A 14,556-nucleotide genomic window follows, 5' to 3' on the forward strand; every position below is an offset into this window, starting at 1 on the left:
AAAAAACAGGTCTTACTTAAATCTTACCAAGGGGGCTAGGCTTCTCGCTACGAGGAATATTTTTCTCCAAGGGTCTAACTACTGCTCGTTAATAAAAGAAAACCTTAAGACTGGACGGCTTTACACTCGACCTTAGAGGAAAATATGGCTAGCGACACCGCGGTCTACGTGATCCACGCGTCCCTACTACTCGTATCCGTGAGCCTAGCGGCTAGCCTCCTGGGCCGCTTGATCTCGAAGCTCGTGGTCGATTGGCACAGGAACCCCCCGGAAGCCCTGGCGCTCATCGAAGGCAGGGTTCTAGGCGCTCTCCGCGTAGACACGAAGCCTAAGACGAGCTGGAGGGAGTACCTCGCCTCCCTCCTCGCGTTGAACTTCGCGTCGATAGCGCTGGCAACGCTGGCGCTGTACCTTCAAGGCGTAGTACGGGCGGGGCCCCCGGTCTCCCTGGACCTCGCCTTCAACACCGCTGTCTCGCTGGTAACGAACACCGGCCTCCAGCACTACGTGGGGGAGCGGGACCTCTCGGCCCTGCTCCAAGTGCTCGTCGTCATACCGATGTCCTTCGTAGCCTCCGCCACCGGCCTCTCGGTCGCAGTAGCCTTCATGAGGTCTCTCGTGGTGGGCGAGCCCGGGAACTTCTTCGCCGACTTCCTAAGATCCCTCCTCGTCGTCTACGCCCCCATCTCGGTTCTAGCGGCTCTCGCGCTGGTTGCAGCCGGGGTACCCGCCGGGCCCGTCGCTTCTCTAGTGGCGATAAAGCTCCTGGGAAACGTCGGTGCAGGCTACTTTGGGGCGAACTCCGCCCACCCCCTCGAAAACCCGAGCGCGCTTACAAACTTCTTCGAAGCCTTCCTGATGCTCCTCGTACCCCTCTCCCTGCCCTTCGCGTACGAAAGGATCGCCGGGCGGGGGAGGGGGTACTCCCTCTACGCCATAGACCTGGTGCTCCTCTCCCTCCTCCTAGCCATAGCCCCCCTCAGCGGCTTCCCGCTCCTCGGGAGAGGGGTAGAGCCGAGGCTGGGAGGTAGCCCGACTCTCATATTCAACGTCGTCTCGGCCTTGACGAACACGGGAGCCACTTCCTCGTCGCTGACCCCGATGGGCCCCTCGGCCGTATCCTCGATACTCATGGGCATGTTTATCCAGTCCGCGCCCGGATCCGCGCTGGGCTTCGTCTACCTCACAGTCTACGTAGTGATAGTAGTCTTCATAGGGTCGCTCATGGTCGGCAAGACTCCGAGGTTCCTAGGGCGCGCCGTCTCCCCGAGGGCTATCAAGTACGCTGTAGCGCTCTTCCTGGTCCACCCCGTGATAATACTCGTGCCGACAGTAGTAGCCCAGCTAACGGGGGCGTGCGGCTTCCTCGGACCCCCCGGCCCAGCGACGTTCACGAAGGTATTGCTGGAGTTTTCATCGGCCGCCTCGAACACGGGTATGAGCTACCTCGGCGACGCGGCGAACACGCCCTTCTGGAACGTATCCACAGCCATCGTGATGCTACTGGGCAGGTACGTGCCGATAGCACTGATGCTGCTAATAGCCGAGGACCTCGCCGGGACCCCCCCGGTAAGCCTACCCGACCCCGTGGAGACCAGGGGGCTACTCTTCGTTGCCTTCTCGACCCTAATGATCCTGGTCCTATTCCTCCTGACGTTCTTCCCGTTCATAGCCATAGGACCGCTAGCCTCCGGGTGAACCTCCATGCCGCCCGACGTGAAGATTCAGTGGACCAGCGTGCTCTGGGAATCGGCCAAAAAGCTCAACCCGGCGTACCTCTTCGGCGAGAACCCGATAATGTTCGTAGTGGAGCTCGGCGCCTTCTTTACGGCCGTCTACGCGACCCTCGAGGGGCTCCGCGAGGGCGCCGCCAGCGCCCTCCACGTGCAACTGCTAGTCATACTGCTCGCAACGGTCTGGTTCTCCACGCTCTCGGAGTCCATCTCGGAGCACCAGGCGAGAGCGAGGGTCGACTACCTCAGGAGCCTCGAAAAGGACGTAGTAGCGCATAAGCTCGTAGGTGACCGTGTCGTCGACGTGCGCTCCTCGGAGCTTGTGCCAGGCGACGTCGTGGTGGTTGGCGAGGGGGAGTACGTACCCAGGGATGGCTACGTGCTAGAAGGCATAGCGTACGTAGACGAATCCATGCTGACGGGCGAGTCGGAGCCCGTCGAGAAGAAGAAGGACGACAGGGTGATAGGCGGCACCAGGGTCGTTAGGGGGAGGATCAGGGTGGAGATAGTCGCGGAGCCCGGTAAAAGCTACATCGACCGGCTCATGGCGCTGATCCAGACGGCCAAGAGGCCGAAGATGAAGAGCGAAGTCATGCTCTCGATACTCCTCGGCGGACTCTCGCTAACGTTCCTCGTGATAACCGCTTCGCTGTACTTCGCCCTTAGATCGGTGGGCGGCTGGGCAGACCCCGTGCTCGCGGTCGCATTCCTGGTGGCGCTGATGCCGACGACTATAGGGGGGCTTCTCCCGGCGATAGGCGTGGCTGGGGTCACGAGGCTGATGGCTGAGAACATCGTAGCTAAGTCCGGGAAGGCGGTCGAAGCCGCGGGGGACGTAGACGTGATAGTATTCGACAAGACGGGCACTATAACCGAGGGCTCTAGGAGCGCGGTGGCTTTCATCCCGCTAAAGAACTACACCGAGAGAGACGTCGCGGTGGCGGCGTACCTGGCCTCAGTGGGGGACAGGACCCACGAGGGGATCTCTATCATAGAGCTCGCGAAGTCCAAGGGCTACGTACCGGAAGACCTGCTGGTAAACGAGGCTCTCTCGGCCAGGAAGATAAGCTTCGACGTGCGCACAAGGTTCAGCGGGGTGGAGTTCTCCTGGTACCGCAGGAAGAGCCCCTTCGCCGGGACAGTCACTCCTCTAAGCGAGGTGTCGAGGCGCATCCTGGAGGCGAGGGAGAGGGGCGAGAGGGTAACCGTGATAAAGGGCTCCGTGGACTCGGTGTTGGAGGTAGTGAGGGAAGATAGGGCTACTAGGGAGGCTATAGCCCGCATAGTCGAGGAGGTGGGTAGGAGGGGCGAGACCCCGCTACTCGTCGCGTTGAACGACGAGGCTGTGGGGGTAGTCGTACTGAAGGATAGGATCAAGGAGGGGGTGAAGGAGAAGATCAGGAGGCTGAAGAAGATGGGCGTAAAGCTCGTAATGATAACCGGCGATAACCCGGTGACGGCGGAGGCTATTGCTAGGGAAGTGGGCATAAAGCACTACGTGGCCCGCGCGAAGCCCGAGGACAAGCTGAGGAGAGTAGAGGAGGAGCAACTGGAGGGGCACGTGGTAGCCGTGCTGGGAGACGGCACGAACGATGCCCCCGCGCTCGCCAAGGCGGACGTCGGCATAGCGATGAACAGCGGTACGCGGGCAGCCAAGGAGGCGGCGAACATGATAGACCTGGACTCCGACCCCACCAAGGTGGTGAGGGTAGTCGAGGTGGGCAGAGAACTGCAGACGACGAGGGGGGCGATAACGACCTTCAGCATAATGAACGATATCGCCAAGTACTTCACCATCTTCCCGATGATCGTCGCCCGGAGCTTCCCCCAGCTCTCCTGGCTGAACTTCATGGGGCTCCACAGCCCCGAGTCCGCGATACTAGCAACGATGATATTCAACGCCGTCATAATACCGTCGCTCATACCGCTGGCGCTGAGAGGTGCAGGCTTCAAGGTAGCCTCCTACAGCGAGCTACTAGCCAGGAACCTCCTCGTCTACGGGCTCGGAGGAGTCGTGACGCCGTTCGTAGCGATAAAGCTTATCGACGTGCTACTAGTATACCTCGGGGTGGGATAGGATGCAGCGCTACGTAAGGCTCGCCGCGGCCTCCCTGGCACTCTCCGCAACGCTAATGCTAGTCCTCGGCTTCGCCTACCCAGCGCTCGTGTGGGCGCTATCACTGGCAGTGCCGAAAAGCGGCCCAGAGCTCGCCTCCTGCTACGGCGAGAAACCCCAGTTCTTCAAGCCGTTCGCCCCGGAAAACACTTCGTCGGGGTGCGACCCCTTCGTGCCCCTCGACTACGCATTGAGGCAAGTCCCGGAGGTTAGCAGGAAGACAGGCCTCCCAGAGGAACTCGTCGCCCGAGTCCTCCGGGAGAACGCGGAGAAGTACAGGGCGGCGAACCTCTACGTGCTTGGGCCCGGCTACGACATCGTAAACGTAGTCGAGGTGAACAAGGAGCTCGCAAAGCTCGCCGAGAGGAAAGGCGGGGGAGGCGGGTGACCGTAGAGGACGCGCTCTTCCTAGCGTTCATCGCGATCTCACTGATAGCCTTGCTTAACTCGCTCAGAGAGGCCGGGCCCCGGGAAAAAGCCCGCGGACGTACGAGAAAAGCTTAAGGCCTGGGCCAGGCTTAGAGGGGCGTGTGCAGGCAACTGATAGCTGTCGGTAACCTCTCAGAGCTACCACCCGCCGTTCTTGAGGCTTTCGCGAAGGCCTCGGCGTGCGACCCGCTGATGCCTAGCGTCGCGGGCACCGGGAAGTGCGGGAGGCACGGGGACGGATGGGGCTTCGCCGCGGTGACGCTCGAAGAGTATCAGCGGGTGGAGCACTACAGGTCGACGATACCCGTGTACGAGGACGCCTGGGGCTTCGAGAAGCTTAGGCGGGCGCTCCGCGGAGAGGGGGTTCTCGTCGTTCACGCTAGGAAGGCTAGCGCGGGCTCCGTGAGTGCCCGGAACACTCACCCGATCCACTACGGGTGGAGGGGCTACGAGATGTTCCTCGCGCACAACGGGTCGATGAGGGCGGGGGACCTGGCGGCGAGCCTGGGCGTCCCCGTTCTCCCGGACGTTACCGACACGTTCTACCTCGGCGAGTACGTGTACAGGAGGCTGGACCTGCCCGGGGCCGGGAACCTCGCGGAGGCATTCGGGGAGGCTGCGAGGTACACGGAGACGGCGATGAACGTCGCCGCGATGCTGTGGGGCTCCTCCCTGCTCGGAGTAGCGGTCTCCTACCTCTCGCCCGGCCTGCTGGGGAGCGAGGTGCACGAGAGGTACTACAGGTTGCTCCTGCTACGCGGGGACGGGTGGGTGGCAGTCTTCTCGTCGACTCTGGCGGAGTACCTCGGCGGTGAGGGATTCGAGGAGCTACCGTTCCAGTCCGGCTTGGCGCTGAGCGTCGAGCGAGGCGGCGGAGTGCGGGTCAGGGCTTTTAGAGTGGGGTAGCCTGCGGTGTTGTTTTTATCGGCATTCTCTGCGGAGAGGCAGACTTAAGCCGAAGAACGATGCCGCACGTCAAGCGCCGGGCTTCGCTTGCGTCTAAGGCGTAGCGCGTAGATGGCAATGGCAACGGCGAGGGCGACGGCTACAAGCAGGGCTACCGGGATTCGCGGGCCGGGGGCTGGGTACACGGGTAGCGACTCGTAGTCCAGCTCTGGGTGGACTGGGCAGGCGCTCAGCGGCGTGTACATCTTGGTGGTGTTGAACGGCTTCCACTCGCCGTCCTCGTAGACGAGCCTGAGGTCCCAGCCGGCGTCGCCGAGGCGCGCCCTAGAGGCGATAGCCTCGATATCCCCCGCCGTGAGGCCTCTGAGCACTCCCTGCGACGCGAGCCTCTCGAGCTCCTCCCTCAGCACCGCTACGACCTCGCCCTCCCCGACCGCGTAGAGGGGTTTCCCGCCGGCCACGGGGACCTGAACCCTGATGAACGGGTAGCTAGCCGAGATCCTCGTATACCCCACGAGGACTACCAGCCTGTCGTCGAAGCCGCTCCTGTAGCCAGCAACCTCGCCCGAAACGCTCCTAGCGTGCCCCGAGCCCAGGAGCGCGGCTAGGTTCAGCGATACCCCCGGCTTGTTCAGGACGACCTCCACCGCCAAGGAGTCTTCCAGCGTTATGCAGGACTGCGCCACCACGCCCAGGGTCGCCGCGAGCACAGCGAGCGCGCAGGCAAGCAGCAAGACCCTCCGCATACTGCATTTTAACCCCGCGCAACCATTAAAAACGTATGGCAGGTGACGAGCTACACCTTCAGGGCGGGCGGGCGCTACTCGTGGAGGTCGACGGGAGGAGCGTCGCGGATGCCCTCAGAGAGCTCCCCGTGGACCTCGACGTCGCGGAGCTCGTGGCTAGAGACGCGGAGAGGACGCGCGTAACGGCGTACAAGGACGCGCTTGTGGTCGTCCTCGGCTACCCCGGTAAAGGGCGGTTCGCCGCGTTGCTTAGAGGCGACACAGTAGCCGTTGCGGCGCCGCGAGGCCTGCTCGCCAGGCTCAGGGAGGACTTCGAGAAGAACTCCTACGGCTGCAGGAGTTCCCCGGACGCTTTCCTCGCCCTCTCCCTGCTGAGGCTCATCGACGAGTACTACGCCTACTACGACGCCCTGGAAGACGAGATAGACGGCTTGGAGGACAGCGTGGCCGAGGACCCGACGCGGGTCGACGTGGCGCGCTTTAGGCGCGTGCGCGGGTCCCTGGTGGAGTTCCGGAGGGACCTCTACTCGCTTAGAGCCGCCGCCTCGCTACTACTCGGGGAGGGGGTCTACGACCTCTCCGAGGGCGCGAAGAGGCTCGTACAGGAGGTCTACGAGGACGCCGTGCAGCTACTCGACATGGTGGAGTCGCAGAAGGAGAGGCTGGCGGACATAAGGGACCTCCACCTCTCCGCCCTCTCGCTAGCCCTCAACGAGGTAATGAAGAAGCTTACAGCGATAAACGTGATAGCGCTACCACTCCTCGTGATAGCCGGTATCTACGGGATGAACCTCGAAATCCCCGAGGCGAGGTGGCCGTACGCATACCCAGCGGTCCTCACAGCAATGGCAACGCTCACCGCAATACTAGCCTACGCGCTACGGAAGAGAGGCTGGCTGTAGATTAAAAAATTTATAGAAAAGCTTTATAAGCAATGATAGTATAGGATACCGCGCTATGAACAAGAAACTACTCGGATTTGGAATCCTAACAATACTGGTCCTAGCAGTCGTCAGCGTTGCAAGCGCAAGCGTGCAAACCCCGCCTCTAAATGTAGAAACTCAGCAGTACGAAAACACTCTAGTCCTGATAACGCCTAGCAATACGCTGCTTTTAAAGGCTGTCACAACAGCGTTTAAGAACTATGCTAAGAACAAGCTCGGAGTGGACGTAGACGTAAAGCTCATACAGGCGGGATCCCCTGAATGCATGAACAGGATTATAGCCTGGAACGGGAAACCCGAGGCGGACATCTTCTTCGGAGGAGACCTCATATACCACTGGAAGCTGAAAGAGAAGGGTCTCCTAGAAAGCTATAAGCCCAAGTCTCCGGGCTACGACGCTATTCCGTCCACGTTCCTCGGCTTCCCACTCAAAGACCCCGATGAAATGTGGCACCCCAAGCTCTGGTGGGGGCACGGCTTCATGTACAACACTAAAGTTCTCGAGAAGCTCGGACTTCAACCCCCGAAGACCTGGGACGACCTGCTAGACCCCAAGTGGAAGGACCTGATAGTCATGTGTACACCGTCTAGGTCGTCGTCCACGTACATCAACGTCGGAATAATAATCCAGAACAGAGGGTGGGATCAGGGATGGGCCTTTTGGAGGAGGCTCGCCGCCAACGTAGGCGCCTTCGTGCAGAGAAGCGCGGACGTCGTAGACTTGGTCTCTAAAGGTGAGTATGCCGTAGGCTTTGCATACAGCCAGGGGGCCATTATCAACAGGTACAACGGATACCCCGTTTCGATGTACATGGATCCCACGGGTTTCATAGTTTCAGGTGTATCCCTACTCAAGGGAGCGCCTCACCCGAACATCGCTAAAGCCTTCCTCGACTGGTGGTACACAGAGGACGCCCAGCAAGCCGCTCTAAGCGCGGGAGGAATACCCGTGCTTCCCACAGTCAAGATAGCCGGACCTCCAAACTCCACGGCTGCTATCCTCAGGGAGTACCTCGGAGGAAAGGACACGATATACGACTACCTCAAGACCTTTACCAACGTGAAGTTCTACAACTTCACCTTCGCTGAAGCTATGTACACGAATATCAGTAAGATTTTCGACAACACGATAGTCGCTAAGCACTCGGAGCTGAAGGACGCTTGGAGCACTATTCTAAGCGTTCAGGCAAAGGTAAAAGGAGTGCCGGACGCGGAAGCCAAGCTGGCCCAGGCTATAAGTGCGTTCGACAAGGGAGACTACGCCACTGCCAAGGCGCTAGCTCTGGAAGCCGCGAAAATAGCGGAGACAGCGCCTAAAGGGCCTTCCGCCACGGAGATCCTGGTCTACGCGGTCATCGCCCTAGTCGTGATAGCTGCACTTGCATACCTGTTACGCGGAAAGCTAGGCAAGAAGGCTAAGCAGTAAATCGGAAAACTATTTTTTGATCCATGTTTTTCACGAGGGGATCGACGTTGGTCTCCGTTAAAGTCGAAGACGTGTGGATGACTTTTGGGAAGGTTGAAGCCCTTAGAGGAGTTAACCTGGAGGTCGCGGAGGGAGAACTCGTAACCCTGCTCGGCCCCAGCGGTTGTGGTAAGACGACGTTGCTGAGAGTCATAAGTGGGCTTTACCGGCCTACGCGTGGAAGAGTGTACTTCGACTCGGAGGACGTTACGGAGAAGAACCCTTGGGAGAGGAACGTTGGGCTAGTCTTCCAAGACTACGCGCTGTGGCCTCACTTGAAGGTCTACGACAACATTGCCTACGGACTACGCTTAAGGAAGATCCCCAAGGACGAGATAGACGAGCGCGTCCATAGGGTCGCGTCTCTGCTGGGCATTGAGGATCTACTGGACCGCTACCCGCACCAGCTGAGCGGCGGGCAACAGCAACGCGTAGCGCTCGCGCGGGCTGTCGTCATAAACCCCAGCGTGTTGCTCTTGGACGAGCCGCTGAGCAACCTCGACGCCAAGATCAGGATTAACGTCAGGACGGAGATCAGGAAGCTTCAGAAAGAGCTCAAGATCACGTCTATCTACGTTACCCACGACCAGGAAGAGGCCCTCGTCATATCCGACAGGATAGCGGTTATGAACAAAGGTTTCATAGAGCAGGTAGGGTCGCCCCTAGACATCTACTATAGGCCTAGAACGCTCTTTGTGGCGGACTTCGTTGGGCAGGTAAACATCGTGAAAGGAAAGGTTGCCGAGGTAGCCCCGGACACCGGGGAGCTCGTCGTAGAGTCGGAAATCGGGGAGCTACACGTCTCTGCGGACGAGAAGGCTTCGAAGGGAGAAGAGGTTTACCTCGCGTTCAGACCCGAGAACGTGGAGATACTCAGAGCGCCGCGCGGCGGGAGCGCGGGGCTCCTAGAGGGGAGAGTGGACTCGGTGCAGTTCCTCGGGAGCCTGTTGAGGGTAGACGTGGAGGTAGGAGGGAAGAGGATCAGGGCAGAGATACACAACCCCGCCCGCGCCGGGCTCTTCAGCCCCGGAGAGAAGGTGTACCTAAGAGTGGACCCCGGGAATATCAGGGTTCTCAAGGGGTAGGTGCCGTCTATGCGCGTAAGCTTCACCTCGGTAGCCAGGCTCTTAATCCTCCTGTACGTAGCCGTTTTCATCCTGTACCCCCTCGCGTACCTCGTACTCTTCGTAGTTTCCCCTAGGAGCCTGAGCGAAGTAGTAGCCTTCCTGGAGAGCGACCTTTTTCTATCCTCGCTTAAAAACAGCCTCTACGTCGCGCTTGTAACCACGCTGTTAGCCACGCTGATAGGCGTGCCTTACGCCTACGCGTTACACAGGTACAAAGTCCTCGGGAAAAACTACGTCCTCTCGGCAACGTTTATGCCGACGATGGTTCCACCATTCGTGGGCGCCCTATCGGTCATCTTCCTGCTCGGAAGGTTCGGAACGGTAAACCTACTGTTAATGGAGTGGGGGCTGATCGAGAGACCCATAAACTTCATCTACGGTCTTCACGGCGTCATCCTCGTACAAACGATTACGCTTTTCCCGTGGATAGCTATAAACGTGTACAATAGCCTGCTGAAGCTGGACAGGAGCCTGGAGGAGGCGGCGGAGTCCCTCGGAGCCCCGCCGATAAGGAGGTTCTTCACGGTAACCCTCCCAGCGGTGACTCCCGGGCTTATGACGGGTCTCTTCATGGTCTTCTCCTTCGCGTTCACCGACTACGCTACCCCGATAGTCCTCGGCCAGTACGAGCTACTAGCACCCCAGGCCTTCGTAAACATCCAGCAGGCAATCGACGAGTCAAGGGTGAGAACCGGGACGTACATGGTCTTCTTCATGCTCGTAATAGTCATCGGGCTGTTCCTAGCCATGAAGAAGTACATTTCCCTCAGGGAGTACGCCAGCCTAAGGCTCCCCAGGCCCGTAGAAGAGGTGGAGCTGAGGGGGGTGCGCAGAGTGCTAGTACCCTTGCTCATCTACCTAGCGCTTTTCGTGGGGCTCCTTCCCCACGTTTTCGTCTTCGTGATAAGCCTTTCGAAAGCGTGGAGCCTTACCCCGCTTCCCACGAGCTACTCGCTCGAGAACTTCGCCACGATATTCCATAGCCCGACGCCGTTCGTGAACACGGCGATCTACGCGGCGATAGGGACTGCTATATGCCTCCTTGTTGGAATGTTCGGAGCCTACGTCGTGACGAGGACGAACCACCCGCTAAACGAAGTCATAGACTCGGCTCTCTCAATGATGTTCGTGGTTCCCGGGATAGTCGTTGGAACAAGCTTCCTCTTCGCGTTCAGGAAGGACATACCGGTAATGGGGGTTCTGGGCTCCACGTGGCTAATAATGCCCTTAATGCTCGCCACGCGGAGAATAACCTACACTATCCGCTATGCCTACGCTACGTACGTAACGATAAGGAGATCCTTGGAGGAGGCGGCGTACGTATTCGGGGAAAAGCCTCTCGGAACGTTCTTCAAGATAGTAATGCCCAACGCAATCTACGGGATACTGGCGGGCACTCTCTTCTCCTTCATAGAGATAGTGAACGAGCTCACAGCGTCGCTCTTCCTCTACAAGCCCGGCTGGGAGACCGTTACGATACAGATGTTCATCCAGATAACGGCCGGCCAGTTCCCGGTGTCCGCCGCCTACGCCGTGGTGCTCTTCGTAGTGTCCATAGCGCTAGCCACGGTCGCCATGACGCTCGCCTCCAAGAAGAGGTAGAGCCCCGAGGCTTTCACCTCAGGTGCTCCACGTCGCCGGCGTCTACGGTGACCCTTCCCCCCGTGTCTTTCTGCACGACGAGCTCCCCCCTGCTCGTAACGTCCACGGCTACCCCCTCCACCACGCCGCCGCCCACGATCGATACCCTTACGCGCCTCCCGAGCGTTGAGGAGAGCGTCTTCCACTCCTCTACCACCCTGCCGGGCTCCCCCCGCTTGAGCGCCGCGTAGTACCCGTCTAGCCCCGCGAGTATCGCCTTGAGCAGGGGGAGCCTCGGCACGGGGTGCCCCAGTATCTCCTTGATGCTCGTAGCCACGCCCTCCAGCCCCTCCGGGACCTCGTTGTTCACGTTCACACCCACGCCTAGCAGGAGGTACTTCAGCGCGTCCGCCTCCGCCTTGCCCTCCACCAGGATGCCGCAGAGCTTCCTCTCGCCTACGACCACGTCGTTGGGCCACTTGAGCCTAGCGTCTATCCCGTAAAGCCCCCTCACAGACTTGGCTACGGAGAGCCCCGCGGCTAGGGAGAGTAGCTGGAGGTGCTTCATTTGCTGGGGGCGCAGGATCACCGTGAACCAGAGGCCCCCGGGGCCGGCGAACCACCTCCTCCCGAGGCGCCCCCTGCCGCTAGTCATGGACTCCGCGACGACCACCGTCCCCTCCTCCGCCCCCTGGGATGCCAGCGCGTCGGCAACGTCCTGCGTGGACCCGCACGTCTTGACGTAGTACGCGGTGTACCTGAGGGTCCTCCCGGCACCTGCGACGACGGCGTTCGCGTCTGCGAGGTTGTCGGAGGAGACGAGCCTGTAGCCCCTGCGCGGGTGCGACTCCACGACGTAGCCCATCTTCCTCAGGCCTACGATCGCCCTGTGAATGGCTACCTTGGATACTCCCAGCTTCTCCGCGAGCTCGCCGCCCCTCACGTAGCCACCCCTCCTAGCCAGTACCTCCAACACTCTGCGCCTCAGCTCCTTGCCGTCCACCCCGCGACCACCCTCCTGGTATAGAGCGCTTCCAGCATATATAGCGTGTGCAGGGCCGTCAGGTAGGTCAGGCTCTTCGAGAGGGCTACAAGCCTCCTCGCCCTCCGGCCCCCGAGGTTAACGCCGTAGAGCTCGCCGAGTTGCCTCAGCGTTAGGCTAGCGGTGTAAGCCAGCTTGTACGCCAGGGCCAGCTCCGCGGCGAGCCCCGGGCTCAGCCTGCCTACGAGCCTCAAAAGGTCCGCCACGCTCACCGCGGAGAAGGCGGTGTAGGAGAGGAGGACGACCGAGAGGTGTCTCGCCAGCGTGGAGGCGGCGTAGAGGGGGTCGAAGAAGCCCAGCAGTAGCTGGGCGGCCGTAGAAGAGACGGCGTAGAAGCCGAGGAAGGGCGCGGAGAGCAGTATCGCCGCGGCCGTTCTGCGCGCGCCGGCGACGGTCAAGGAGAGGAGCGCTGAAGCCGCGAGCACCAGGGGTAGCGAGGCGGCTGGGGCTAGGAGCGCGGCCAGAGACCCCGAGAAAGCAGCGGCTAGGGCTACGGCTGGGCTAAGCCTGACCCTGCCCGCGCCGGGCGCGGTTACCTCACAGAGCAACCTACTCAACTTCCTCAAGGACGCCTCCCCTGAGCTCCAGCACCCTGTCCAGTAGGCTCGCGAACGCGAGGTCGTGCGTAGCGACAACCACGCTGGAACCCCTAGAGGCGAACTCCTCCAGCATTTCGAGCAAGGCCCGCTTGGATGGCGCGTCGAGCCCAAGGGTCGGCTCATCGAGGAGGAGCGTCTCCGCGCGGGAGACGTACGCTAGCGCGAGCGAGAGCCTCCGCGACTCCCCGGCGCTGAGCTCGTAGGGGTTCCTGCCGCCGAGCCTCTCGAGGTCGAAGAGCTCCAACACTTCGCCGACGTCGCCCCTAAACCCCCAGGCCTCCGCGAAGAGCTCGACCTCCTCCTCGACGCTGGCGGAGGAGTACCAGTAGAGCGGCGCGGCGGGTACGAGGAAGACTGGCTTCTCGACGAGCAGAGTGCCGGCTGAGGGCTTCAGGATGCCTGCCAGTATCTTCAGCAACGTCGTCTTGCCGGAGCCGTTCCTACCCGTCACGGCGACGCACTCCCCCTCCCGCACCCTCAGCGAGGCACCGCGGAGCACGGGCCTCCCCCTCTCGTAGGCGTAGGCGAGCTTGTCCGCGTAGACCTTTACCCTCGCCCCGGCCCTGCCGGCAACCCTCGCGGGCGGCGTTGCGCCGGCACGCGCGTCGCCGAGTGTTATCACCCTGCTGGCATAGCTCTTCACGAGGTCCACTCTGTGCTCTACGAGTAGCGTGGTTAGGCCTCTCTCCTCGCCGAGCTCCGAGAGTGTTTCCAGAACCTCGCCGAGGCCCCACGGGTCGACGCGGGCTGTAGGCTCGTCTAGGAGTAACAACTTGGCGCCGCCGGAGAGGGCGGTCGCCGCCAGGAGCCTGTAGAGCTCACCGTCGGAGAGCTCGTCGATCCTGCGCGACGGGTACCGGAGCAGGTGCTCCGCGAAGCCCGCTACGCCACCGGCGAGGGCGACCTCCTCGCCTACCGTTACCCCGAGGAAGTAGTAGTGGGGGTCCTGGGGTACGTAGGCGACTAGCCCCCTCCCGGCTGCCTCCAGCGGGTCGAGGCCGTACACCTTCACGCTACCCGTAACCCTGTAGGAGTCGTAGAGCCCGGGTATCACCCCAGCGAGGACTTTGAGGAGCGTCGTCTTTCCGCTACCGGTAGGCCCCGTTACTACGGCGAGCTCCCCCTCCTCCACCTCGAAGCTCAAGCCCTCGAGTATACTCTTACCCCCCACGGACACGGATAGCCCTTCAACGCTCACAGCCCTACCCGACACGTATACCCCTCGCCTTCAAGAGCCTCGCGACCTCCCTGGCGGCGAGCACGGCTACCACGTGGTCCATCAACAAGTCCTGCGGCACAAAGACAGCGACCGAGGCTACGAACAGCACGAGCCAGCCAGGCGCGCCGCCGAGCCCCAGCCAGCCCGCCACGCCGGAGGCCCACGCGTACAGCTTGGATCCCGGCACAGCGTAGAGCGAGAAGACTAGGAAGCCCAGCAGGTACGTTGGCGTGACGGCGACTGCGGAGAGAGCAAGGAGGACTAGTAGGTCCCGGCGGTTCGCGGAGTCCAACCCCCTACCCCTGAGGTAGAGCCTTGAGAGTACGGACATGAGGAAAGCCGACGGCACAAAGCCCAGGAGGTAGCCGCCCGTATACCCGAGCAGGACCGCTAGGCCTCCCCTAAGCCCCGCCGCTACAGGGGCCCCGAGAGCTATGAGTAGAAGGTAGACGAGCATGGAGGTAGCCGCGTCCGCCGGGTCTAGGAGTAGCCCTGCAAGCACGACCCCCGCGTTCTGCATAGTGTACGGTACGGGGCCGACCTTGAAGCTCACCTGGGCAAAGGCACACATGAGAGCCGCGGCGAGCGCGACGAGCCCCATCCTGGTGTACCTAGCACGTACAGCCGGAACGCTTGCCGTGCCCATTGT

Annotated in this window: 13 protein-coding genes; 8 read left to right on the forward strand and 5 right to left on the reverse strand. The window is 61.2% G+C overall.

Features of this window, described 5'->3' with window-relative positions; genetic code table 11:
- Positions 1–144: 144 nt before the first annotated feature.
- From TPEN_RS07575 to TPEN_RS07590, 4 genes are all read left to right on the forward strand, one after another.
- A complete protein-coding gene (locus TPEN_RS07575; protein ID WP_011753141.1) occupies positions 145–1,698 on the forward strand; it encodes a potassium-transporting ATPase subunit KdpA in 1,554 nt (517 codons plus the stop codon).
- 6 nt (positions 1,699–1,704) lie between these two features.
- Positions 1,705–3,810 (forward strand): potassium-transporting ATPase subunit KdpB, encoded by a 2,106-nt coding sequence (kdpB, locus tag TPEN_RS07580; protein ID WP_011753142.1) that lies wholly within the window; start codon positions 1,705–1,707, stop codon positions 3,808–3,810.
- Position 3,811: 1 nt separating this feature from the next.
- Complete coding sequence (locus TPEN_RS07585) at positions 3,812–4,237, forward strand: potassium-transporting ATPase subunit C (protein ID WP_011753143.1); 426 nt, start codon at positions 3,812–3,814, stop codon at positions 4,235–4,237.
- Positions 4,238–4,377: 140 nt separating this feature from the next.
- On the forward strand, positions 4,378–5,184 hold the full coding sequence (locus TPEN_RS07590; protein ID WP_011753144.1) for a class II glutamine amidotransferase: 807 nt from the start codon (positions 4,378–4,380) through the stop codon (positions 5,182–5,184).
- A 44-nt stretch (positions 5,185–5,228) separates the two neighbouring features.
- Here TPEN_RS07590 and TPEN_RS07595 read toward each other — a convergent pair whose 3' ends face one another.
- Complete coding sequence (locus TPEN_RS07595) at positions 5,229–5,930, reverse strand: hypothetical protein (RefSeq protein WP_011753145.1); 702 nt, start codon at positions 5,928–5,930, stop codon at positions 5,229–5,231.
- A 35-nt stretch (positions 5,931–5,965) separates the two neighbouring features.
- Between TPEN_RS07595 and TPEN_RS07600 the strand changes: the two genes are divergently transcribed.
- Genes TPEN_RS07600 through TPEN_RS07615 form a run of 4 tightly spaced genes read left to right on the forward strand, consistent with a single transcriptional unit; the run spans position 5,966 to position 11,068 of the window.
- Positions 5,966–6,832 (forward strand): magnesium transporter CorA family protein, encoded by an 867-nt coding sequence (locus TPEN_RS07600; protein ID WP_148678022.1) that lies wholly within the window; start codon positions 5,966–5,968, stop codon positions 6,830–6,832.
- A 55-nt stretch (positions 6,833–6,887) separates the two neighbouring features.
- Positions 6,888–8,300, forward strand: a complete 1,413-nt coding sequence (locus TPEN_RS07605; protein ID WP_011753147.1) for an extracellular solute-binding protein — start codon at positions 6,888–6,890, stop codon at positions 8,298–8,300.
- Between the two features lie 47 nt (positions 8,301–8,347).
- Complete coding sequence (locus TPEN_RS07610) at positions 8,348–9,424, forward strand: ABC transporter ATP-binding protein (protein ID WP_011753148.1); 1,077 nt, start codon at positions 8,348–8,350, stop codon at positions 9,422–9,424.
- Between the two features lie 9 nt (positions 9,425–9,433).
- Entirely contained in the window at positions 9,434–11,068 is a 1,635-nt protein-coding gene (locus tag TPEN_RS07615; RefSeq protein ID WP_011753149.1) for an ABC transporter permease, read from the forward strand.
- 13 nt (positions 11,069–11,081) lie between these two features.
- Here the strand turns inward: TPEN_RS07615 and TPEN_RS07620 are convergent, their stop codons facing one another.
- The 4 genes from TPEN_RS07620 to TPEN_RS07635 are packed head-to-tail and all read right to left on the reverse strand — an operon-like array spanning position 11,082 to position 14,553.
- On the reverse strand, positions 11,082–12,050 hold the full coding sequence (locus tag TPEN_RS07620; RefSeq protein ID WP_011753150.1) for a biotin--[acetyl-CoA-carboxylase] ligase: 969 nt from the start codon (positions 12,048–12,050) through the stop codon (positions 11,082–11,084).
- A complete protein-coding gene (locus TPEN_RS07625) occupies positions 12,032–12,655 on the reverse strand; it encodes a hypothetical protein (protein WP_011753151.1) in 624 nt (207 codons plus the stop codon). The genes TPEN_RS07620 and TPEN_RS07625 overlap by 19 nt, the downstream gene beginning before the upstream one ends.
- Positions 12,639–13,901 carry an ATP-binding cassette domain-containing protein gene (locus TPEN_RS07630; RefSeq protein WP_052885291.1) on the reverse strand — a complete coding sequence of 421 codons (1,263 nt, stop codon included), beginning with the start codon at positions 13,899–13,901 and terminating at the stop codon, positions 12,639–12,641. Before TPEN_RS07630 ends, TPEN_RS07625 begins: the two co-directional genes overlap by 17 nt.
- Positions 13,891–14,553, reverse strand: coding sequence for a biotin transporter BioY (locus tag TPEN_RS07635; RefSeq protein ID WP_011753153.1), 663 nt, complete (start codon positions 14,551–14,553; stop codon positions 13,891–13,893). The genes TPEN_RS07630 and TPEN_RS07635 overlap by 11 nt, the downstream gene beginning before the upstream one ends.
- Between the last annotated feature and the right edge of the window lie 3 nt (positions 14,554–14,556).

Origin of the sequence: Thermofilum pendens Hrk 5 (genome assembly GCF_000015225.1) — an archaeon.
GTDB lineage: Archaea > Thermoproteota > Thermoprotei > Thermofilales > Thermofilaceae > Thermofilum > Thermofilum pendens.

What these genes read in the sequence shown, in the direction of transcription:
- TPEN_RS07615 (WP_011753149.1), top strand. Translation starts at nt 9,434, where the DNA reads ATGCGCGTAAGCTTCACCTCGGTAGCCAGGCTCTTAATCCTCCTGTAC.
- TPEN_RS07605 (WP_011753147.1), top strand. Translation starts at nt 6,888, where the DNA reads ATGAACAAGAAACTACTCGGATTTGGAATCCTAACAATACTGGTCCTA.
- TPEN_RS07600 (WP_148678022.1), top strand. Translation starts at nt 5,966, where the DNA reads ATGGCAGGTGACGAGCTACACCTTCAGGGCGGGCGGGCGCTACTCGTG.
- TPEN_RS07585 (WP_011753143.1), top strand. Translation starts at nt 3,812, where the DNA reads ATGCAGCGCTACGTAAGGCTCGCCGCGGCCTCCCTGGCACTCTCCGCA.
- TPEN_RS07595 (WP_011753145.1), bottom strand. Translation starts at nt 5,930, where the DNA reads ATGCGGAGGGTCTTGCTGCTTGCCTGCGCGCTCGCTGTGCTCGCGGCG.
- kdpB (WP_011753142.1), top strand. Translation starts at nt 1,705, where the DNA reads ATGCCGCCCGACGTGAAGATTCAGTGGACCAGCGTGCTCTGGGAATCG.
- TPEN_RS07635 (WP_011753153.1), bottom strand. Translation starts at nt 14,553, where the DNA reads ATGGGCACGGCAAGCGTTCCGGCTGTACGTGCTAGGTACACCAGGATG.
- TPEN_RS07575 (WP_011753141.1), top strand. Translation starts at nt 145, where the DNA reads ATGGCTAGCGACACCGCGGTCTACGTGATCCACGCGTCCCTACTACTC.